The 19,633-nt window shown below is 68.2% G+C and carries 19 protein-coding genes; 9 read left to right on the top strand and 10 right to left on the bottom strand.

The genetic code is table 11. From position 1 onward, the window contains the following. Positions 1–43: 43 nt before the first annotated feature. Genes BLU81_RS11780 through BLU81_RS11795 form a run of 4 tightly spaced genes read right to left on the bottom strand, consistent with a single transcriptional unit; the run spans position 44 to position 5,434 of the window. A complete protein-coding gene (locus BLU81_RS11780; protein ID WP_092544254.1) occupies positions 44–2,437 on the bottom strand; it encodes a glycoside hydrolase family 2 protein in 2,394 nt (797 codons plus the stop codon). Beyond that, on the bottom strand, positions 2,434–3,255 hold the full coding sequence (locus tag BLU81_RS11785) for a carbohydrate ABC transporter permease (protein ID WP_092544256.1): 822 nt from the start codon (positions 3,253–3,255) through the stop codon (positions 2,434–2,436). Before BLU81_RS11785 ends, BLU81_RS11780 begins: the two co-directional genes overlap by 4 nt. Beyond that, a complete protein-coding gene (locus BLU81_RS11790; RefSeq protein ID WP_231954426.1) occupies positions 3,252–4,112 on the bottom strand; it encodes a carbohydrate ABC transporter permease in 861 nt (286 codons plus the stop codon). The genes BLU81_RS11785 and BLU81_RS11790 overlap by 4 nt, the downstream gene beginning before the upstream one ends. Continuing rightward, positions 4,109–5,434: an ABC transporter substrate-binding protein gene (locus BLU81_RS11795; RefSeq protein ID WP_092544260.1), complete on the bottom strand. Its 1,326-nt coding sequence runs from the start codon at positions 5,432–5,434 to the stop codon at positions 4,109–4,111. The genes BLU81_RS11790 and BLU81_RS11795 overlap by 4 nt, the downstream gene beginning before the upstream one ends. 213 nt (positions 5,435–5,647) lie before the next feature. On the opposite strand from BLU81_RS11795, the gene BLU81_RS11800 reads away from it, so the two are divergent. Next, entirely contained in the window at positions 5,648–6,835 is a 1,188-nt protein-coding gene (locus BLU81_RS11800; protein WP_092544262.1) for an ROK family protein, read from the top strand. Between the two features lie 124 nt (positions 6,836–6,959). Next, on the top strand, positions 6,960–7,934 hold the full coding sequence (locus BLU81_RS11805; RefSeq protein WP_092544264.1) for a glycosyl hydrolase: 975 nt from the start codon (positions 6,960–6,962) through the stop codon (positions 7,932–7,934). Positions 7,935–8,004: 70 nt separating this feature from the next. On the opposite strand, the gene BLU81_RS49130 is transcribed toward BLU81_RS11805, so the two are convergent. Then, on the bottom strand, positions 8,005–8,550 hold the full coding sequence (locus BLU81_RS49130) for a TetR/AcrR family transcriptional regulator (RefSeq protein WP_172890531.1): 546 nt from the start codon (positions 8,548–8,550) through the stop codon (positions 8,005–8,007). On the opposite strand from BLU81_RS49130, the gene BLU81_RS52045 reads away from it, so the two are divergent. Next, positions 8,452–8,673, top strand: coding sequence for a hypothetical protein (locus BLU81_RS52045; protein ID WP_373873375.1), 222 nt, complete (start codon positions 8,452–8,454; stop codon positions 8,671–8,673). The genes BLU81_RS49130 and BLU81_RS52045 overlap by 99 nt on opposite strands. Positions 8,674–8,726: 53 nt before the next feature. Here BLU81_RS52045 and BLU81_RS11820 read toward each other — a convergent pair whose 3' ends face one another. Then, on the bottom strand, positions 8,727–9,749 hold the full coding sequence (locus tag BLU81_RS11820) for a lysylphosphatidylglycerol synthase transmembrane domain-containing protein (protein ID WP_157751493.1): 1,023 nt from the start codon (positions 9,747–9,749) through the stop codon (positions 8,727–8,729). A gap of 183 nt (positions 9,750–9,932) precedes the next feature. On the opposite strand from BLU81_RS11820, the gene BLU81_RS11825 reads away from it, so the two are divergent. From BLU81_RS11825 to BLU81_RS11835, 3 genes are all read left to right on the top strand, one after another. Further along, positions 9,933–11,147: a cytochrome P450 gene (locus tag BLU81_RS11825; protein WP_092556952.1), complete on the top strand. Its 1,215-nt coding sequence runs from the start codon at positions 9,933–9,935 to the stop codon at positions 11,145–11,147. 3 nt (positions 11,148–11,150) lie between these two features. Then, positions 11,151–12,203 carry a M28 family peptidase gene (locus BLU81_RS11830; protein ID WP_092544272.1) on the top strand — a complete coding sequence of 351 codons (1,053 nt, stop codon included), beginning with the start codon at positions 11,151–11,153 and terminating at the stop codon, positions 12,201–12,203. 207 nt (positions 12,204–12,410) lie between these two features. Next, complete coding sequence (locus BLU81_RS11835; protein ID WP_231954427.1) at positions 12,411–13,013, top strand: Crp/Fnr family transcriptional regulator; 603 nt, start codon at positions 12,411–12,413, stop codon at positions 13,011–13,013. Between the two features lie 78 nt (positions 13,014–13,091). Here the strand turns inward: BLU81_RS11835 and BLU81_RS47925 are convergent, their stop codons facing one another. After that, positions 13,092–13,658, bottom strand: a complete 567-nt coding sequence (locus BLU81_RS47925; RefSeq protein ID WP_157751494.1) for a hypothetical protein — start codon at positions 13,656–13,658, stop codon at positions 13,092–13,094. Positions 13,659–13,741: 83 nt separating this feature from the next. On the opposite strand from BLU81_RS47925, the gene BLU81_RS47930 reads away from it, so the two are divergent. The 3 genes from BLU81_RS47930 to BLU81_RS11850 all read left to right on the top strand — a co-directional run bounded on the left by BLU81_RS47930 (position 13,742) and on the right by BLU81_RS11850 (position 16,030). Continuing rightward, positions 13,742–14,002, top strand: coding sequence for a Pycsar system effector family protein (locus tag BLU81_RS47930; protein WP_231954764.1), 261 nt, complete (start codon positions 13,742–13,744; stop codon positions 14,000–14,002). 337 nt (positions 14,003–14,339) lie between these two features. Beyond that, a complete protein-coding gene (locus BLU81_RS11845; RefSeq protein WP_172890509.1) occupies positions 14,340–15,182 on the top strand; it encodes a transposase family protein in 843 nt (280 codons plus the stop codon). A 299-nt stretch (positions 15,183–15,481) separates the two neighbouring features. Further along, complete coding sequence (locus tag BLU81_RS11850) at positions 15,482–16,030, top strand: DM13 domain-containing protein (RefSeq protein WP_092544278.1); 549 nt, start codon at positions 15,482–15,484, stop codon at positions 16,028–16,030. Positions 16,031–16,084: 54 nt separating this feature from the next. Here the strand turns inward: BLU81_RS11850 and BLU81_RS11855 are convergent, their stop codons facing one another. The 3 genes from BLU81_RS11855 to BLU81_RS11865 all read right to left on the bottom strand — a co-directional run bounded on the left by BLU81_RS11855 (position 16,085) and on the right by BLU81_RS11865 (position 19,578). Next, positions 16,085–17,212, bottom strand: coding sequence for a sugar ABC transporter substrate-binding protein (locus BLU81_RS11855; protein WP_092544279.1), 1,128 nt, complete (start codon positions 17,210–17,212; stop codon positions 16,085–16,087). Positions 17,213–17,542: 330 nt separating this feature from the next. After that, complete coding sequence (locus BLU81_RS11860) at positions 17,543–18,829, bottom strand: hypothetical protein (RefSeq protein WP_197686200.1); 1,287 nt, start codon at positions 18,827–18,829, stop codon at positions 17,543–17,545. A 56-nt stretch (positions 18,830–18,885) separates the two neighbouring features. Continuing rightward, complete coding sequence (locus BLU81_RS11865; protein ID WP_092544281.1) at positions 18,886–19,578, bottom strand: phosphatase PAP2 family protein; 693 nt, start codon at positions 19,576–19,578, stop codon at positions 18,886–18,888. Between the last annotated feature and the right edge of the window lie 55 nt (positions 19,579–19,633).

Raw genomic sequence — 19,633 nt, forward strand, 5'->3', positions numbered from 1 at the left:
CCTCCCCGTCTGTCCACCAGGCGATACCGTACCGCCAGGGCAGTCACCTGCCGCTGAGGGCCGCGGCCAGGTCGGTGACGACCCAAGGCTCCTTGATCGAGTGGGGGTCGAGTTCGGCCGGGGCGCGCACGTGCAGGGTGGTGGATTCGCCGGGTAGCAGGGTGACGAATCCCTGGTCGACGACGGCGTCCGGGTGGATGCGGTCGGGTTGCAGCAGGATGTCGCGGGCCAGGCCGGTGGCGTGCAGGTGCACGTCCAGGCCGCCGGGCACGATCTCGGCGGTGACCGTCAGGCCGCCGTCGGGTACCGCCGTGTCTCCGGTGTGGTGGAGTGCCCGCACGTCACCGAGGGTCGCCACCACCAGGGCGGCATCACTATGGTCGATAGCGGTCAGCGTGACCGAGCGGGCCGCCGCGCTCACCGGGATGACCGTGGTGGCCAGCACGGCCCCGCCCGTGTCGCGGTGTTCGACCATCAGGTCACCGGTCCACGGGGCGGCGTGGTCGTTGAGGATCGCGACGGCCAGGCCGCCGTCGCGGGGTTCGATGGTCAGGCGACGGTCGGCGTAGAGCGCGCGCAATGCGAAGTACAGCGGTTTGAGACGGCCGGCGCCGTCGATCGCGGCCCACGAGGTGACCGGCCACAGGTCGTTGAGCTGCCACACGATGGTTCCGGCGGTGTGCGGCCAGTGCGAGCGCCAGTGGTCGATGCCGGTGCGCACGGCCCGGACCTGGTTGAGCTGGGTCAGGTAGTGCCAGGCTTCGGTGCTGGCCGGCTCCGGGAAGTGCGGTGCTAGGCCGCGGGCGAGTTTGCCGTTGCCGTCCTCGGCTTTCTGGTGGTGCAGTACGCCGGGCGAGCCGGGCCGCATCGGTTCGTCGGTGACGGCGTCACGCAGGGTGCGCCAGGCCGGCGGGGCCTGCCAGCCGAACTCGGCGACGAACCGGGGCGTGGTGTCGCGGTAGTGCAGGTAGTCCTCGCGGTTCCAGACCTCCCAGGAGTGCATGGTCTGATGGTCGGGCGAGTTCGGGTCGAGGTCCGGGGAGCCGGACCAAGGGCTGCCGGCCTGGTACGGGCGGGTCGGGTCGAGTTCGGCGACGATCGTCGGCAGATCGGTCAGGTAGTAGCCGGATCCCCAGCTCAGGTCCCCGCCGGGGTGATCGTTCCAGCCCATCGCCTCGTGCAGCCAGAGGTTCTCGTTGTTGCCGTTCCAGGTGATCAGGCTGGGGTGCGGGCTGAGCCGGGTGATGTTGTCCCGGGCTTCGGCGTGCACTTCGGAGCGGATCGGTTCCTCCTCGGGATAGCAGGCGCAGGCGAACAGGAAGTCCTGCCAGACCATCAGCCCGAGTTCGTCGCACAGTTCATAGAAGGCCCGGTCCTCGTAGATGCCGCCACCCCAGACCCGGATCAGGTTGACCCCGGCGTCGGCGGCCTGCCGTAACCGCAGCTCGTAGCGTTGCCGGGTCATCCGGGACGGGAAGATGTCGTCCGGGATCCAGTTGACGCCCTTGACCAGGACGGGTTGACCGTTGACGTGGATGACGAAACGGGTGCCGGCATCGTCCGCGCTGCGGTCAATATGTACGGTGCGGAATCCGGTCAATTGTTGATAGCGGTCAAGTTCAGCATCGTCACCGTCGGTCAAGATGACCGTCACCATGTGGAGCGCGGGTTCGCCGTACCCGATCGGATTCCACGGCGTCACGCCGGGCACGTCGATCTCGCGGCGGATGCCGGTCTCCCCCGCCGCGAGATCCAGGACGGCGATCTCGCGGTCGTTGACAAGGACCTTCGCCTGCAGCGCGCGATCCCGGGTGCGCTCGATGTCGACGGCCAGGTCCAGTTTTCCGGAACTTCCGGCGTACGTGGCCAGCGGTCGCACCGCGGCGATCCGGGCGGTGCTCCAGCCCTCGAGGCGCACCGGTCGCCAGATACCGGCGGTGACCAGTGTCGGTCCCCAGTCCCAGCCGAAACTCGCGGCCATCTTGCGAATGAACGGGAACGGCTCCGGATAGGCGTTGGGCCGGTCCCCGAGACGGTCACGCCACTGTTCGGCCTCGGTGTAGGCCGAGGTGAAGTGCACCGCCACTGACGACTCGGCGGTGATCCGGGAGGTCACGTCGAAGCGGTAGGCGCGGTGCATGTTACGGGTCTCGCCGACCACCGCGCCGTCGATCTCGATCCGGGCGACCGTGTCGAGGCCTTCGAAGACCAGGTCGATGCGGTCGGGGACCGGCCCGTCCCAGCCGATGTCACGCTGGTAGGTCCAGTCCTGACGGCCCACCCACGCGACCTTCAGCTCGTTGTCGTCGAGGAACGGATCCGGGATCCGGCCGACGGCGAGCAGGTCGGTGTGCACACAACCGGGAACGGTCGCGGCGAGGTCGACGTCGGTTCCGGACAGCCGCCACGTACCGGAGAGGTCGTTGATCTGTTTCATTTGGTGGCTCCCGCGGTGATGCCGTTGTAGATGAAGCGCTGCAGCAACAGGAAGATCACCACGGTGGGAACGATGACGATCATGGTGCAGGCGGCGATGGTCTCCCACTGCGCCCCGTAGGGACCTTTGAACCGGAACAGAGCGGTGGAGACGACGTTGAGTTCCGGTGATCGCATATAGAGGAACGGGATGTAGAACTCGTTGTAGATCGCGATTCCCTTGATGATCACGACGGTGGCGACGGCCGGTTTCATCAGTGGCAGAATGATCCGCCGGTAAATGGTGAAACGGGACGCGCCGTCCATCATGGCGGCCTGGTCCAGACTCGCCGGGATCGACTGCATGAACTGCAGGAAGATGTAGATCGAGATGATGTCGGTGCCCATGAACAGCACGATCGCCGACCACGGCGTGTTGACCAGGCCCATCGACTTGACGATCTGATAGGTCGCGACCTGCGTGGTGACCCCGGGCACCAGAGCGGCGACCAGGAAGAGCCCGAGGATCAACCTCTTGAAAGCGAATTCAAAACGATTGATGGCGTACGCCGCCAGAGTGCCGACCGCGATCGTACCGGCCAGGGACACCACCAGGATCAGAGTGGTGTTCACGAAGCCGCGCAGCATGTCGCCGCCGGTCCAGGCGGTGACGAAATTGTCGAGGTGCAACCAGTTCCGCGGTGGGGTGAGCGGGCCGGTGCTGCCGTACTCCGCATGCGTCTTGAAGGACGCGAACAGCACCACCACCAAGGGAATCAGCACCACCGCCGACGCGCCCACCAGCGAGGCGTATTTGGCGAACCGCGCCACGATCCTCATGTCAGGGTCACCTCTTCGTCGGGGAGGACCCGGCGCTGGATCCAGGTGAGAAGCAGGACGATCAGCAGCAGGACCACCGCCATCGCCGAGGCCAGGCCGATCTGCCGGAACTGGAAAGCGGTCTCGTAGGCCTGCACGACGAACGTGCGGGTGCCGTTCGCACCGCCGGTCATGATGAACGGGATCTCGAAGACGGCGAGGCTGCCGGAGATCGCCAGAATGAACGAGAGGCTGATGATCCGGCGGATGCCGGGGGCGATGATGTGCCGGAACTGGTGCCACCGGTTCGCGCCGTCGATCTCGGCGGCCTCGTAGATCTCACCGGGAATCGACTGGATCGCGCCGAGGAACAGCACGAAATTGAGCCCGGTGAACCGCCAGATCGACGTGCCGGCCAGGGAGATGTTGGCGAGATCCGGGTCGCCCAGCCACAGCTTGGTGTGTTCGCCGAGACCGAACAGCCGCAGCAGGGTGTCGAGGGTGCCGTCGGGCTGGAAGAGGTAGAGGAAGACGAAGCCGACGGCGACCCCGTTGAGCAGGTACGGGAAGAACAGGATGCCTTTGAACAGGTTCCGGAACCGGGTGTCGAACGACAGGATCACCGCGAAATACAGGGCGATCGCGATCTGCGCGAACGACGCCGCGAGGTAGTAGAGGCTGATCAGGAAGACCCGCCAGTACCGTTCGTCGGTGAAGACCCGCACGTAGTTGTCCAGCCCGGCCGGGGTCATCGTGACGTCCAGGCCGTCCCACTGGTGGAAGCTGTAGAACAGCATGTTGCCGACCGGCACGTAGGTGAAGGTGACCAGCAGGATCAGTGCGGGGGCGACGTACCGCCAAGGGCTCTGCCTGGTCACTTCATGACCCGGGCCTGGGCCGCGCTCCACCGCTTGTTGAGGTCGGCGAAGTAGGACTCCTTGGTGCCGTCGGCGGCACCGCGGGCGATGTCGACGAGTTTCTGCCGGTAGATGTCGCCCTTGAGGTCGATCTCCGACTCCTTGATGATCTGGTCCTCCTTGCCGGCGTTGGTGGTAGCCGGCGGCACCTCCACGAGTTCGACGCCGGTGGCGGTGAAGTCCTGGAGGCTCTGGGGCAGTTCCTGGTCGATGGCCGGCGGGATGGCCTGCTGACCGGCGGCGAACCCGGACTCGGTGACGAACCACGTCAGGAAGGCGTGCGCGGTGGCCTTGTTCGTGGAGTTCCGGCTGACCGCGGCGAGCTTGTCGCCGTCGATCGCGGCGTGGAACTTTCCGCCGTTCTGATACGGGAACGGCCAGAAGGCGATGTCGCCGGGGTTCGCACCGGCGGCCTTGGCGGCTTCCTGCACCTGCGGGACGGCCCACGAGCCGAGCAGCATGGCCGCGATCCGGCCGGTGCCGAGCATCGGCTTGGATCCCTCCCAGTTCGTGGTGAGCGGGTCCTTCTCGGTGAGCTTGCGGTTCACGATGTCGAACAGCAGGCTGTCGGTGACGTACTGGATCCCACCGGGCTGCCACGGTTCAGCGTCGGCCGGGAACTCGTCGTTGATCCGCGGGTCGGCCAGTACCGCGCGGTGGCTGTTCCACTCGCTCAGCGGCCAGCCGTCCTTGTAGTTGGTGTAGTACGGCACCGCGTCGGTCTTGTCGGCGATGGCCTGGAGTCCGGCGAGGAAGTCCTCCGGCGTCTTCGGCGGCGCGGTGATCCCGGCTTGCGCCCAGATCCGCTTGTTGACGACGAAACCCTTGGCGATGCCACCCAGCGACAGGCCATAGCCTCTGCCCTGATGGACGCCCTGGTCGACGAACCGGTACTCGGCCTTGAGTTCCGCGGTGGTGCCGAGCGGTTCGAAGAACTGCGGGTACTGGTCGAGGGCGACGACATTCGGGATCAGCAGTACGTCGCCGTAGTCGCCGCTGCCGAGCTGGGTGGTGACGTCCTCCTCGTAGTTGGTGACGCCCTCGAAGGTGACGTCGGTGCCGGGGTGTGCGGCTTCGAAGGCCTTCGCGTAGTCAGCGAGGGTGGTGTCGACCAGGTCGGTCCGGTTGGTCAGGACCGTGATGTCGCCCTTGACCTCGCCGGAGAAGTCACCGGCGGTGCCGTTGTCCTGGCTGCCGGCGCCGCCGGTACAGCCGGTGCATCCGGCCAGGAGAGCGAACACGGTGGCCGCGCCGAAGCCGGCGAGACGCCTTCTATTGATCATGCTGGGTTCCGTCCACGGATGCGATTCGACGAAGGCGGATGCGGCACCGCCCGTTGAGGCCACAGCATGAGACGGCCGTTACAGCACTGTCAAGATTAGATTACTAATTTATTTTACGCCGAGCAGGTCGGGCCGGGCGCCGTCGCCGGGCCGGGTACGGTATCGCTGAGCGGGCTGGCCGCTCACGGGGATGAACCGGAGCACCGACCCGAGATGGCTCGACGAGAAGCACCCGCCGCCGGGCCGGGGAGTCGCGCCCTCATCGTCGACATCGTCCGGTCGTCGGTGACCGTCACCCGTGTCGAACTGGCCGCGCTGACCGGGCTCACCCAGCCGTCGATCTCCAACATCGTCCGCGACCTGATCGCGGACGGCATCATCCACGAGACCGGCTCGGCCGACTCGGCGCTGGGCCGGCGCCGCAAACTGATCGCGATCAGCCCCGCCAACCGGTTCGGTGTCGGCTTCAGCGTCGGCCCGGACACGGTCACCTGCATGGCCGTCGACCTGACCGGCGGCGTGGTCGGCCGCGAGGTCGTTCCCCGGTTGCCCGGCGAGCCCTGGGACGCGGGCCGGCTGGCCGAGCGGTTCGGCGACTTCACCGCCGGGCTGAACCTGCCCACCGACCGCATCGAGGGGCTGGCGATCGTCACGCCGGCCCCCCAACCCGGCGTCGCCTCCGGTCCCGCCTCCGGGATCGGTGACGTGCGTGGCGAGCTGGCGCGACGGCTCGGCCTTCCGGTGCTGACCGACAACGACGCGGCGGCCGCGGCACTCGGCGAGTTCTGGAGCCGGCGGGTCTCCCGCGAACAGGCGTTCGCCTGCATCTACCTGTCCACCGAGATCGGCGCCGGGTTCGTCTTCGGCGGGGCGCTGTACCGCGGCGCGGACTCCGGCGCCGGCGAACTCGGCCACGTCTCCATCGACTACGACGGGCGCTGGTGCCCGTGCGGCAATCGTGGCTGCGTGCAGCAGTACGCGTCGATGCGCGCGATCGTCGTCGCGGCCCGCGAGGACGCCGGCCTGCGCGCGCGGCTGGCGCTGGACGACGGCGAGTCCAGTGCCTACGACGCCATCGCACGGGCCGCGGTCAACGGCGACACCGACGCCCACCTGCTCCTCGACCGGGCGGCCGAACGGCTCAGCGCGGCGACCACGTCCATGGTGAACCTGCTCAACCTCGGGCGCCTGGTGCTCACCGGGCCGGGAGTCGCCCGCGCCGGCTCGATCTTCGCGCGCCGGCTGCGCGCCCACCTGGACCGGGCGGCGCACGCACGGCAGCGGCCCGGTGTCACGGTCGAGTTGTCGGCGCAGCCCCGGGACGCGGCCGCCATCGGTGCCGCGGCACTGGTCGTGCAGGCTTCCGTCGCCCCAGGTCACACCGCCCGTCAAGCGGGCTGACCGGGCGCGCTGCGGTACCCGTACCAGCAGGCGGCTTTTTATAAATTATTAATGTAACCATTGACACGCCTTCGGGTCTGCCCAAAGCTGGGCGTCACATTCCCCCGAAGGAGGACCCCCTCCCATGAAGATCCCCCGGCTCCTGCTCGCCGGCACTCTGCTGGCGACCACCGTCGCGGCCCCGGCACAGGCGTTCCCCGCCACCCCGAAACAGACCGTGCTCACCTACCTGCGGTCGATCACCGGCAAGAACATCGTCAGTGGACAGCACAACAAGGAACCCGCTGCCAGCCCCGGCCAGTACACCCAGCAGGTCCGCGACATCACCGGTCAGTGGCCCGGTCTGTGGGGCGGCGACCTGATGTTCAACGCCGCCGACGTCGCCAACCGGCAGCGGGTCGTCGACCAGGCCAAGACCGAATGGGCCAACGGTTCCCTGGTGGCGCTGACCTGGCACGCCTGCTCCCCCACCGTCGGCGCCACCTGCGGCTTCGACGGCGGTGTCAAGACCACCATCAGCAACACCCAGTTCCAGCAGGTCGTCACCGGCGGCACCGCGCTCAGCAACACCTGGCGCAGCCGGATGGCCGAGGTCGTGCCCTACCTGCGCCAGTTGAAGGACGCCGGTGTCCCGGTGCTCTGGCGCCCATTCCACGAGATGAACGAGACCTGGAACTGGTGGGGCGGGCGGCCCGGCGTCAACGGCGGCGCGAAGATCTTCCAGCAGATGCGGGACTACTTCGACAGTCAGGGCCTGGACAACCTGATCTGGGTGTGGAACGTGCAGGACAACCCGAACGCCAACTGGTCGCAGTACTACCCCGGTGGCGACTACGCCGACGTGGTCTCCCTCGACGTCTGGTACAAGAACCACCCGTCCAGCGGCGACTACCAGCAGATCCAGTCGATCGCCGCGGGTAAGCCCGTCGCGATCGCCGAGATGGGCAAGGTGCCGACCGCGGCCCTGCTGAACAACCAGCCGAACTGGACCTGGTTCATGATCTGGTCCGAGCAGTTGCGCGGCAGCAACACCAACGCGGAGATCCAGACCGCCTACTACCTGCCCCGCGTCTTCAACCAGGGCGAAGTCAGGTTCTAGCCGTTCTGGCCGAAGACGGCGGTACGGGCGACCGGTCCGCGAGACCGGTCGCCCGTACCGCCACGAGCGGTCAAGCGCCCACGGATGGCGCGTACGCCCGCGCGACCAGCGTGCGCAGGACACCGCGGCGCCGGTCGTGGTCGGCCTCGGTGTCCGCCGAGGTCGCGGTGAAGGTGGTGCTCACCGGTGACCATGTCATGGACAGGGCGATCACCGTGACGAACACGTCGAACGGCTCGAAGCTGTCGTCGATGTGACCGGAGGCCTGCGCGGCCGCGATGTTGTCGAGTTTCTCCTGCTCGCGCGGCGGTGGGCCGGCGGTGAGCGGGCCGGCCGGGCGGCGTTCGAGGCGGCACCAGGCGGCCAGGCGGATCAGCTCGGGGTGCGCGAGGTATTCGTCGTAGAGCCGGACCGCGTATCCGGGAAGATCGGTCCCGTCGACCGGGACGGCGTCCACGATCGCGGTCAGCGCCGCGGTGAAGACCGTTCGGCCGCCAAGGGTGCGGGCGCCAAGGAGCTGGGTGCGGACGAGGTCGTCGTCTCCACCGACGCCACCGCGATGCAAGCGCAGGCCGGGCGGCTGGACTTCGTCCTGGACACGGCGTCGGCACCGCACGACCTGACCCCGTACCTGCGGGCGCTTCGGCTGGACGGGACACTGTGCGCGCTCGGGGCGCTCGGCTCGATGAGCTTCGACCCGCTCGCGCCCCCGACGTCAACGAGGCGCTGGCCCGCTTGAAGCGCAACGACGTGCGCTACCGGTTCGTGCTGGACCTGTCCCGCACCACCTGATCAGCGCGAATGACAGGGGTCACCGGCCGTCGACCGGGCGGCTGTTTCAGGTGGCGTACGCAGGTAGAGGTGTGCGGCGACGCCGGCGGGCAGCGTCAGCCAGAACGTGATGAGACGGTAGGCGAGGACGATGACCACCGCGGTCGCCGTGGTGGCACCGGCCGCGACCAGGCCGGCCAGCAGGCTCGCCTCGATCAGGCCGATGCCGCCCGGGGTCAGCGGCACCTGCCGGATCACCTGCATCGTCAGGTAGACGCCGGCCAGCCGCACCCAGCCGACCTGGGCCTCGAAGGTCGCCGCGACCGCCATCAGGCAGGCCAGGTCGAGCGCCCATTTCCCGGCCGCGAACGCCATCACCGCCGCCCACTCGCGGCCCCGCACCGCCCGGGCGGCGCCGACCGCCCGGCGGATCTCGTTGACGAGGCGGGTGGTGGCGGCCCAGCGGGTCAGCAGCTTCGCGGCGGCCCGCCGGAACCGCCATCCCGCGACGGCCAGCACGGCGGCGAGCAGCACGGCCGCCACGGCCTCGGTCCCGGCCGGCTCCCACTTCCCGGACGGCAGCGATACGACGACGAGCGCACCCACCCCGTACAGCAGAACCAGTGACAACACCGAGATGACGCCGGACAGCAGCGTCACCACCGTCGCCACCGCGGCTGTCGCGCCGCGCCGCTGATAGTGCCGGAACGTGTACGCGGCGGCGACGGCTGCCCCCGCCGGTGCGACCATGCTGATCGCGCCGCCGCTGTAGGTGAGCGCGATCGCGTCCCGACGCCGAAGTTCAACGTCGAAAGCGCCGAGCAAGACCCGCTGCTGGTACGAGAAAGCCAACTGTGACGCGGTTCCGGTGCACACGGCCAGCGCTGCCCACCACGGGTTCATCAGGTTCGCGGCGTCCGAGAGCGACGACAGGTCCGGGAACTGCCGCCGTGCCAACTCGATCGCACCGGCCGTCAGCGCCAGCGCGGCGACCAGCTTCCACCAGGGCGGGCGGCGGCGAGGGGGTTGCGCTGTTGCTGACACGACTCCGACGATCTCCGATGAAGTCAAGCTTGTCGTCGTCCAGGTGCGGCATCCCGACTACCGCAACCGTGGTACCAGCGGGAGGGTGGAAGATTCACCTGATCGTCGCGGCCCGTTCGATGGCGGCTCAAGGGCGGATACCCTCCAGAGAGGATGGCTGTCGACTCCCTCGGAAGGACTCTGATGACCGTCACCGACATCCTCTCCCCCGAATGCCTCGCCGACCCGGCCGGAGTCTGGGAGGCGCTGCGCGAGACCGAGCCGCTCGCCTTCCACGAGGGTATGAACGCGTACGTGATCAGCCGCTACGCCGACGTCGAACGGGCCTTCAAGGATCCGGTCTTCACCAGTGACAACTACAGCTGGCAGTTGGAACCCGTACACGGCCGCACGATCCTGCAGATGGACGGGCGGGAACATGCGATCCACCGGCGGCTGGTCACCCCGGCTTTCCGGGGCGATCAGCTGACCAGCCGGTTCGTGCCGGTGATGCGCCGCAACGCCACCGAACTGCTGGACGCGTTCCGGCACGACGGCGAGGTCGACCTGGTCGACGCGTTCACCACCCGGTACCCGATCAACGTGATCGTCGACATGCTCGGCCTGCCGAAATCCGATCACGGCCTGTTCCACGGCTGGTACACGGCGTTGATGGGGTTCCTGGCCAACCTGACCCAGGACCCCGAAGTGGCCGCGGCCGGGTTGCGGGCCCGCGACGAACTGGCGGACTATCTGCTGCCCCGGATCGCCGCACGTGTCGCCGACCCGGGTGACGACCTGATGTCGGTGCTGTGCACCGCCGAGATCGACGGCAACCGGATGACCGCGGCGCAGGTCAAGGCGTTCGTCAGCCTGCTCCTGCTCGCCGGCGGCGAGACCACCGACAAGGCGCTCGCGAACATGATGCTCAACCTGATCCGCAACCCGGACCAGATGGCCAAGGTCCGCGCCGACCGCACCCTGATCGGTCACGCGCTGGCCGAGACGTTGCGGCACTCACCACCCGTCCAGCTGATCATGCGGCAACCCTCCGCCGACGTGGAACTCTCCGGCGGAACCGTGCCCGCCGGATCCACCGTGATCTGCCTGATCGCCGCCGCCAACCGCGACCCCCGCCACTACACCGATCCGGACCGTTTCGACGTGACCCGCCCCGACCTGGACTTCGCCAAGGCTTACACGGCCGCCGCCAACCACACCGGTTTCGCCCTCGGCCGGCACTTCTGCGTCGGCGCGATGCTGGCCAGGACCGAGGTGGAGGTGGCCGCGAACACCCTGCTCGACGCCATGCACGACATCGAACTGTCCGACCCGCCGGTCCCGCAGGGCCTGTTCACCCGAGCCCCGACGTCGATGCGCCTGCGCTTCCGCCCGGGAAAGGCCGTCGATGTACGGTGAGTCATGTTCGGAGCGGCTGAGCCACGTCTTCCCACCCTGGATCCCGAGCAGATCGGCCGGGTCCGGGAACTGCGCGCAGCGATCGACGACGTCGCGCTGGCCCGGGAGCTGAAGGACCTCCCCGCGCCCCGGGTGCGGGTGCTGACTCCGGCGAGCTGTGCCGCCTTCGACACCGACTTGCGGGAACGGTTCACCCGGGCGGGCTGGGCGGCCCGGCTCGACGAATTCCGTGCGCCGGGCGCGCCTCAGTGGGGTCCCAGCGGCCAGTACGGGGACGTACTTACGGATGTGGATCTCGACGGGGTCAACGTGGTCGCCGTCAAGGAGGGCGAGAGTGCCGAGATGGTGCTGGTTCTCGCCCACCACGACACGGTTCCGGGCACCGGCGGCGCCGACGACAACGGCACCGGGCTCATCGGCCTGCTCGAACTCGCCCGGCTCCTGGGCGCGGCGGAGTTCCGGCGCACGGTCCTGCTCGTCGCGGTCGACCACGAGGAACTCGGTTTCCACGGTGCCCGTCACCTCGTGCGACAGTTACAAGCCGGCGGGCGTACGGTGGTCGGCGCCTACGTCTTCGAAATGCTCGGCTTCGCCAGCACCCTACCGGGCAGCCAGCACCTGCCGTCTGGGCTGAACCTGCTCTATCCCGGGCAGGTGCGCCGGATCCGGCGCAACATGCAGCGGGCGGATTTCAGTGCCGTCCTCTACCGGCAGTCCGGTCGCACCATGGCGGCGCTGTTCGCGGCGGCCCTGACCACCCTGACCGGCCCGGCCGGCGTAGTGCTGCTCCGGGCGCCCACCGACCTGCCGGTGCTCGGCCCGGTACTCGGGCGCCTGGTGCCGTTCACCCAGCACTTCGCCCGCAGCGACCACCTCCCGTTCTGGGATGCCGGCCTGCCCGCGGTCCAGATCACCGACACGGCCAACTTCCGTAACCCGCACTACCACCAGCCCGGCGACCTACCGGACACGGTGGACATGAGCCGGGTCGCCGACGTCACCGCGGCCACCGCTTTCGCCGTGGAGACCCTGGCCCAGCGCCTCCCTCCGGACTGAGCCCGCCGGACGACGGCACCTCCACGTGGCCGATCGAGATCGGCCCCGACCCGGAACCGGTCAGCCGGAGAGGTGGTCCCGCATCAGGCATCGACGATATACGTTCGGTTTGTGGCACCTCACACACAGCAATCAACCAATGGCGGCCTCCGTGTCTTCATCTCGGCAGGCGACTGGACGGACCTGGAAACCTCCGGAACTCGGCAGGTGTTCCACCCGGGTAGTCAGCTGTGCCGCCAGGGCGACATCGGTGACTACGTCTATGTTCTGCTGGCCGGGGCCGTCAAGGTGGTCCGGAGCGAACCCGCGGGCGGCCGGGCGGTTCTGACCGTCAGGTCCGCGGGCGACGTGATCGGTGACATCGCGGCAATCGACGGTGGCCGGCGGTCGGCGTCGGCGTCGGCGTCGGTGTCGGTGTCGGTGTCGGCACTGACTGTCCTGACCTGTCGCCTGCTGCACGGGCCCGATTTCCGGCGCTTCGCGGAACGGCGGGAGGTGGCCCTCGGTTTCGCCCGTTACGCCTACCGGCGACTGAGGAAGTCCGACAGCCAGCGCACCGAGCTGGCCGTCCTGCCCGTTCTGGAACGAGTGGCGCGGGCACTGGTCCGTCTCTATGACGCGGCGGCGAGCGAGCCTGGCCGGAACACCATCGCCCTGCCGCAGCAGGATCTCGCGGACCTGGTCGGCGCCTCGCGCAACGCCGTCGTTCTTGCTCTGGGCGTGTTGAGGGTCGAGCGGCTCATCGAAACGGGCCGCCGATGTATCACCATCCTGGACGTTCCGGAACTCCGTCGTCGCGCCGACGGGTGAATGTTCCGTCACGTGTCGAGCGCCCAATGGTGGGCTGAGCGCGGGCCCCACGGCCGTCACGATGAGCTGGTCAACCAGTCACCGCTGGAAAGGCCCAGGTCGATGACGTCGAGCCATGTTCCATCCCGTCCACTGCCGCCGTATCGAGCGATTCTCGCCATGGACGCCAAGGACTTCACCAAGCTTCCCGGCAGCGTCCACGAGGAGACGTCCGCCGCCATCAAGACAGTCGTCGGCAACGCGATGCGCGATGCCGGGCTTGAGGAGGATTGGTCCGCCCCGTACTTCTTCGGTGACACGGGCGACGGGTTCGCCGCCGGGCTGCCGACGCGCATCCTGCCGTCCCTCATCGACCCGTTCCCGATGCTGCTCCAGGAGAGGCTTGCGAAGTTTCGCGACGACCGCCCCGGCGAGGAGCCACTGCGGCTTCGGGTCAGCCTGCACGTCGGTCCCCTGCCGGTCGATCCGGCGGCGTCGTCGAGCACCGGCAACGGGACGGCTCGTAACGACACCCACCGGTTGCTCGACGCGGATGTGATCAAGGGGGCTCTGCGGGATGTCAGCCCGGAGATCGCACTGGTCGCGATGATCATCTCGGATCGGGTCTACGACGATGTGGTCCGCGGGCGATACGCCGGCCTGCATCCCGACCACTTCGTCCCGGTGACGGCCCGGGTCACGGGCAAGACCCTCGATCAGTTCTCAGTGCCCTGTCGGCGCTGTTCGCCCTGGTACCGCGTCACCAGGAGAACGCAACCGAGTCACTGCACCACTACCGTCAGGTGGCCCGGCGCTTCGGCACCGACCGGGAGGGATTCGTCGCCGCCTGGCTCGCGGCGGCGGTTGATCATGAGGCCACCGAGCGGGCGGTCGCCACGCAGATCTGGGCGGCGAACCTCATCGCGAACCGCAAGTTCACCCGGGTCAGGTGGTCGATCCGTCTACTCGTGGCCGGTATCGCCGTCCTGACGCTAACCGTCCTTTCCTGAGGCGGCGATGCCCCGATGCCGACCTGCCAGAATTGTCGATCCAGTTGGGATGAAAATGATGCCAGCCGCTGCAGAACAGTCTCCGATCCCAGTCGCCGGGAACTGCCGGTGACACCGGAGGACGGACACGATCATGACGTTGTCGCTGTCTGCATCAGCGGCGACAGCGAAGCGGAAGTGTTCCATCGAGCGGCTCAGTGAACTGATCTCAGCAAGGAATTGAAGCCGATTCGGGATGACACGGGTGAATAGGTAGTTTCGGACGGTCCTCGAAAAAGACGTGGAGCCATCGATAGACAGGTCTTGCGACAGATCCACGTCTTCGAGAGGGCTCCACGTGCTGGCTTATCGTGCCATGGTCGACGTCCCGAGGGAACTGGTGCAGTACGTGGCGCGGTTGCTCCATGCCGAGCGCCGCGCCCGTGGCACGCGGAAGAAGACACGTGCGCTGACCTGCTTCTACCAGGCGTTACTCGTACTCGTCTGGTTCCGTAAGCAGGAAGACCTGACACTGCTGGGCGCCGGTTTCGGGGTCTCCCGGGCGACCGCGTACCGCTACCGCGACGAGGGCATCGCGGTGCTCGCCGCCCAGGCACAGGACCTGCACACCGCTCTGAAGCGGGTCGCCGCCGACGGCTGGTCGTACGTCATCCTCGACGGCAAACTGTTCGACTGCGACCGGCTGACCGAGACCACCCTGTCGGTCAAGGGAAAGACGATCGACGCCTGGTTCTCCGGAAAGCACCGCGACTTCGGCGCGAACATTCAGGCGATCATGCGCCCGGACGGACTGCCGATCTGGACATCGGCGGCGATGCCGGGGCATCTGCACGACACCAGCTGCGCCCGCGACCTCGGCGTCACCGCCGCCCTGAACTGGTCCGCCGCCGAACTCGACCTGCCGGCCTTGGCCGACTCCGGCTACGAAAGCACTGGTCAGGGCATCAAAACCCCAATCAAGCAACCGGCCGACGGTAAACCCCTCGCCGTCGACAACCGCGCCTACAACCGGCTCCTACGCGGTCTGCGCTGGCAGGGCGAACGCGGCTTCGCGATCCTCGTCGGACGCTGGAAAGCCCTGCGCCGCACCACGATAAGCCCACGCCGCACCGGCGATGTCGTCGCCGCCGCGCTGCACCTGACCCATTTCGAATACAAATACCTAACCGGATCTTGCTGAGATCAGTTCAGTGGATCGCCAAGAATGACGGATCCGTCGAGATCCAGGCCTTGCAGTGGCAACGCGTAACACATCGGCGGCAGTCCGATCAGCCGGTCTTCGAGATGCAGATCTACTTCGAACCGCAGTAGCCGGACCGGTTCACCACGGTGGCCGGGTCGGCGTGCACAACACCGGCCCGGCCGCCGGTTCGAGGTGCGCCTGCCCGCCGCCTGATCCGCGCCGGCGCTGGTCCGTAAGCAGACCGTAAGCCGTGCGAGCCTGGCGGTCACAGGCCGGCGACAGCTTGACTGGTACACGTGATCCAACGACTTCTCACCCGCCCGGCCGTCTGGGTCGTCATCGCGGCACTCGGTGTGGGCGCGCTCTACTGGTTCCAGCCGTGGCGGCTGTTCACCGACACCGTCGTGACCGACACGCTGTCGAGTCCACCCTCCTCCACACCGCGCTCCTCCGCACCGGCGGCCCCGGACGACGTCCCCACGACGGTGGTGATCGCGGAGGGCTCGTTCGTGACCCATGAGCACGACACCGATGGCGCCGCCCGGGTGGTACGCAATCCGGACGGCACCCACCAGCTGGAGTTGATCGGCCTGGACACCAGTGACGGCCCGGATCTGCGGGTGTGGCTCTCCGACCAGCAGGTGCGCACCGGAACCGCCGGGTGGCGGGTGTTCGACGACGGCGAGTACGCCGAGCTGGGCAAACTCAAGGGCAACCACGGCGACCAGGTCTACCGGATCGCCGCCGGCGTCGATCCCGGGGCGTTCCGCAGCGTCAGCATCTGGTGCAAACGGTTCGCGGTCTCGTTCGGAGCGGCTGAGCTGAAGACCGTCGCGTCACGCTGACGCGCAGCAGCGTCCCCCACCCGGGCCGGGTGGGGGACGCTGCTGCTTTCAGAATCAGACGAGGCCGGCGGTGCGGCAGTAACTGAGGTAGTCCGCGGTGCACAGGGTCTTGGTGTCCACGTAACCGGCTTCGACGATCGACTTGATGTTGCTCAGGCTGATCGCTTTCGGCTCCAGCTTCTTGAACGGGATGTAGAGGCCGGACTCCGGGTCCTTCAGTTTGTCCGCGACGACCGGCTTCTCCTTCTTGTAGAGACCGATCGCCAGGTCGGCCGCGGCGTCCGCCTCGGCCTTGGTGTCCTTGTACACCGTCATGCACTGGTCGCCGGCGAGGATGTTCTGCAGACCCTTGACCGTGGCGTCCTGGCCGGTGACCGGGACCTTGCCGTTGCGGCCCTTCTCCTTCAGCACGTCGATGGCCGCGTTGCCGAGACCGTCGTTGGCGGCCAGCACACCGTCGATGTTCGGGTACTGCTTGTGCATCAGCGCGAAGATCTCGCGGGCGTTGTCCTCGTCCCAGCCGGGAACGAACTGGTCCGGGCCCTTGAGCGCGGTGGCGTCGTCGAACCGGCTGTCCAGGACCGCGTCGTAGCCCTCCTTGAACAGGTAGGCGTTGTTGTCCGACTGCGAACCGTTCAGCTCGGCGATGACCGGAGTGGTGACGCCCTTGCGCCGCAGGCAGTTGAGCAGCCCGGTGGCCTGCAGTTCGCCGACCTTCTCGTTGTCGAAGCTGACGTAGTAGTCGGCGGCACCGTTGAGGGTGAGCCGGTCGTAGTCGATCACCGGCACGTTGCGGGAGTGGGCGTCCTGGATCACGGCTTTGCCGCTGGCCGCGGAGAGGTTCACGATGACCAGCACCTTGAACCCCTTGTCGAGGGCGGTCTTCGCGATCCGTTTGAACTCCTCCTCGTCACCCTCGGCGTTGAAGATCTGCGCGGGGACGCCGGCCGCGTCGAAGGCGGCCTGAAGGTACTTCGGGTCGTCGTCGACCCACCGGGTGGAACTCGTGGTGTCCGGCAGGATCACCGCGACACCGTCGGTTCCGGTCACCTTGCCGCTGCTGGTGCCCTCAGTGGCGGCGTCACTACCGGTAGCGCCTTCGGAAGCCTCGCTGTCACAGGCCGAGAGCGTGACCGACGCCAGAAGACCGACGGCGATCAGGGCGAACGAAGACTTGCGCATGGGGATGGGTGTCCTCTCCGGGTGGGCCCGAGCCGCGTGAACCGCCGCGCCACAGGGGCGGGGAGGGCGATCCACCGTCGGCGAACTGCCACCGTTGGCAACTTTTCGGTAACCGTGCCGCAACAGGGCCCCGTGTGCGGACGCGCCGCATAATGATCACGGTCGCCCTGGCCTGCGTGTAACCGGCCGTTGGGACCGTCAAGAACGGTCCCATCGGTTGATGGTTCCGGGAAACAAGCACTTCAGCGGGCCGGTACGGCCGATGCAGCCGCACCGGGTGTCCATTGATTCACCGTATGCGTTCTCAACATCACCGCAAGCAATGACGGCTCAAGTCGCGGCGCCTGCCGCCTCGACCAGCCGGACGGTCTGTTCGATGGTGGCGGCCCGGTCGGCGGCGAAGGCGGGGTCGAGCAGCGCGGCCGGATCGGCGAACGCGAGCAGGGCCGAGATGTGCAGGTGGCCGCCCGGAATGTCGGTCGCGCCGAGCGCCAGGCGCAGCCGGTTCGACCGGTACATGCTCTCGTTCGACAGATAGCTGCCCCCGCCGCCGGAGGACGCCTGACCGCCCGCTGTCGGCTCGCCGTCATGGCAGGTCACCGCACCGGTCGGCCGGTCGCCGGCGGCCCACTCACAGAGCTGCGGGTTGAGGCGGGTCGGCCACGGCCCGGTGCCGGCCCCGACCATCGCCTGGTGCGGCAGCGTCGTCTCGATCCACTCCGGGGCCGGGTCCGGCTGCGGCCAGCCGTGCGCGAGCGGCACCGGCTCAGGAGTGCCCTCGTTGTTGTTGTCCGGCACACCGCCCCGCCAGCCGGCCGCCCAGCGCTCGACGTGCATGACCCCGCGCCGCCCCTGACTGATCGTCATGATCAGGTCGGCCCGCTGCCGCGACTCCCCGGCCAGGTGCGGGCCGAACGCGTCCTCGACGATGCCCGCGTCGAAACCGCCCCAGGTCACCGGCAGCGCGACGGCCTGCACCTGCACGGTGCGCCCGTTCCGGACGAAGACGGCCCCGTCCAGCTGCAGCGCGGCGCCGCCGGACGGGTTGGAACGGCGGATCTCCGCGTCCAGCTGGTAGGGGTCGAAGCCGCTGACCAGCACCCGGGTGACGCCCGACCGGAAACCGGTCGAGGCGAGACCGCGGGCCGCGTACTCATAAGTCTGAAGAAGCTCGTCGCGCTGCGCCGTGGAGAGCGTAAAGCGCGGGGTCCAGCGCCGGATGTCGCGGGTGCCGGTCAGCCGGGTCCAGTAGAGCGGGCGATCATCGAGACGTTCGATGTCCCCCATGCTGATCCGGCCCTGCGCGCGGGCGACCGCGGTCTTCCACAGCCGCACCCCTTCGGCCTTGAGCTGCTGTTTCGCGGCGCCGAGCGATCGGGTGGAGCAGAGGGTGGCACGCAGTCGCGGCGGGAACCGCGTGAATCCGCCGGCGGCGATCAGCGCGCCCGGCACCTGCTGGCTGCCCAGACGCGCTTCTTCCACGGTATCGGACGAGCCGGAGACGGGCGAGCCGGTGCCGAAGCAGCCGCGGTCTCGCGCGGCGGCGGGCGCGGCCACGGCCCCCACCATGACGACGGCCAGTGCTGCGCTCAGTGCTCCGGTGCTGAGTCGTGCCAAGGCGACAACCTCTCCCGAGAGAAAATATCGACGCCCGTATATCTACATGGTAATGATCAGGATTGCCACCGGCCGACGCTGGACGGCCTCGCGGTCACCGCGTCGGCATACTCCCGTGGGGAGACCGCCGGGCGTGGGACCGGGAGACCGGGGCCGAGTGCCCAGCCGAGCGCCGGCCGGGACCGTCCCCACTCGACGAGCCGGGCGCCGGGCCGGGCCAGCAGCAGCGTGACCACGGCGGTGACAGCCGAGCCGAGAAGGTAGCCGGTCAGCACGTCGTGCGGGTAGTGCACGCCGACGAACACCCGGGAGAAGGCCGCCAAGGTGGCGATCGGCAGGGCGACCAGGCCCCAGCGCCACGACACCAGGAACGCCGCGATGAACAGCGCCCCGGCGATCGTGGAATGGTTGCTGGGGAACGACCAGTCACCGACGGGCGGGCACTCGGCGGCCACGATCGGCAGGCCGACGGCACGGCAGGGGCGCTCCTCGGCGAGAACCGTCTTGACGACCTCGCTGGTCAGGTAGGCGATCACCCCGGCGGCGGGCGCCAGCACGCTCAGCGCCATCATGGTGGCGCTCGCGTGCCGGGCCCGCCACCACAGCCACACCACGATCCCCACCAGAAGGACGATCGAGACCTCGGTGAAGTGCTCCATGAACCACTGGAAGCTCTCCGGCGACCGGTTGGCGATGCCGACGACGAGACGATAGACCTCAGTGGAGAACTCCGGTGGCTGCAGACCCATATGCGCAGATCTTAGTGACTGTTCACTTGAGAGATATCTTTGGGTTCTCCCTTGT

It is taken from the genome of Actinoplanes derwentensis, assembly GCF_900104725.1.
Classification (GTDB): domain Bacteria; phylum Actinomycetota; class Actinomycetes; order Mycobacteriales; family Micromonosporaceae; genus Actinoplanes; species Actinoplanes derwentensis.

Coding starts and splice junctions, on each gene's coding strand:
- BLU81_RS11855 (WP_092544279.1), bottom strand. CDS start 17,212: ATGCGCAAGTCTTCGTTCGCCCTGATCGCCGTCGGTCTTCTGGCGTCG.
- BLU81_RS47925 (WP_157751494.1), bottom strand. CDS start 13,658: ATGCAGGCCGGCGTATCGCCCGCGGACCACATCGTCGTAGACCCGATC.
- BLU81_RS11800 (WP_092544262.1), top strand. CDS start 5,648: ATGGCTCGACGAGAAGCACCCGCCGCCGGGCCGGGGAGTCGCGCCCTC.
- BLU81_RS11825 (WP_092556952.1), top strand. CDS start 9,933: ATGACCGTCACCGACATCCTCTCCCCCGAATGCCTCGCCGACCCGGCC.
- BLU81_RS11865 (WP_092544281.1), bottom strand. CDS start 19,578: ATGGGTCTGCAGCCACCGGAGTTCTCCACTGAGGTCTATCGTCTCGTC.
- BLU81_RS11805 (WP_092544264.1), top strand. CDS start 6,960: ATGAAGATCCCCCGGCTCCTGCTCGCCGGCACTCTGCTGGCGACCACC.
- BLU81_RS11785 (WP_092544256.1), bottom strand. CDS start 3,255: ATGAGGATCGTGGCGCGGTTCGCCAAATACGCCTCGCTGGTGGGCGCG.
- BLU81_RS11795 (WP_092544260.1), bottom strand. CDS start 5,434: ATGATCAATAGAAGGCGTCTCGCCGGCTTCGGCGCGGCCACCGTGTTC.
- BLU81_RS11830 (WP_092544272.1), top strand. CDS start 11,151: ATGTTCGGAGCGGCTGAGCCACGTCTTCCCACCCTGGATCCCGAGCAG.
- BLU81_RS11780 (WP_092544254.1), bottom strand. CDS start 2,437: ATGAAACAGATCAACGACCTCTCCGGTACGTGGCGGCTGTCCGGAACC.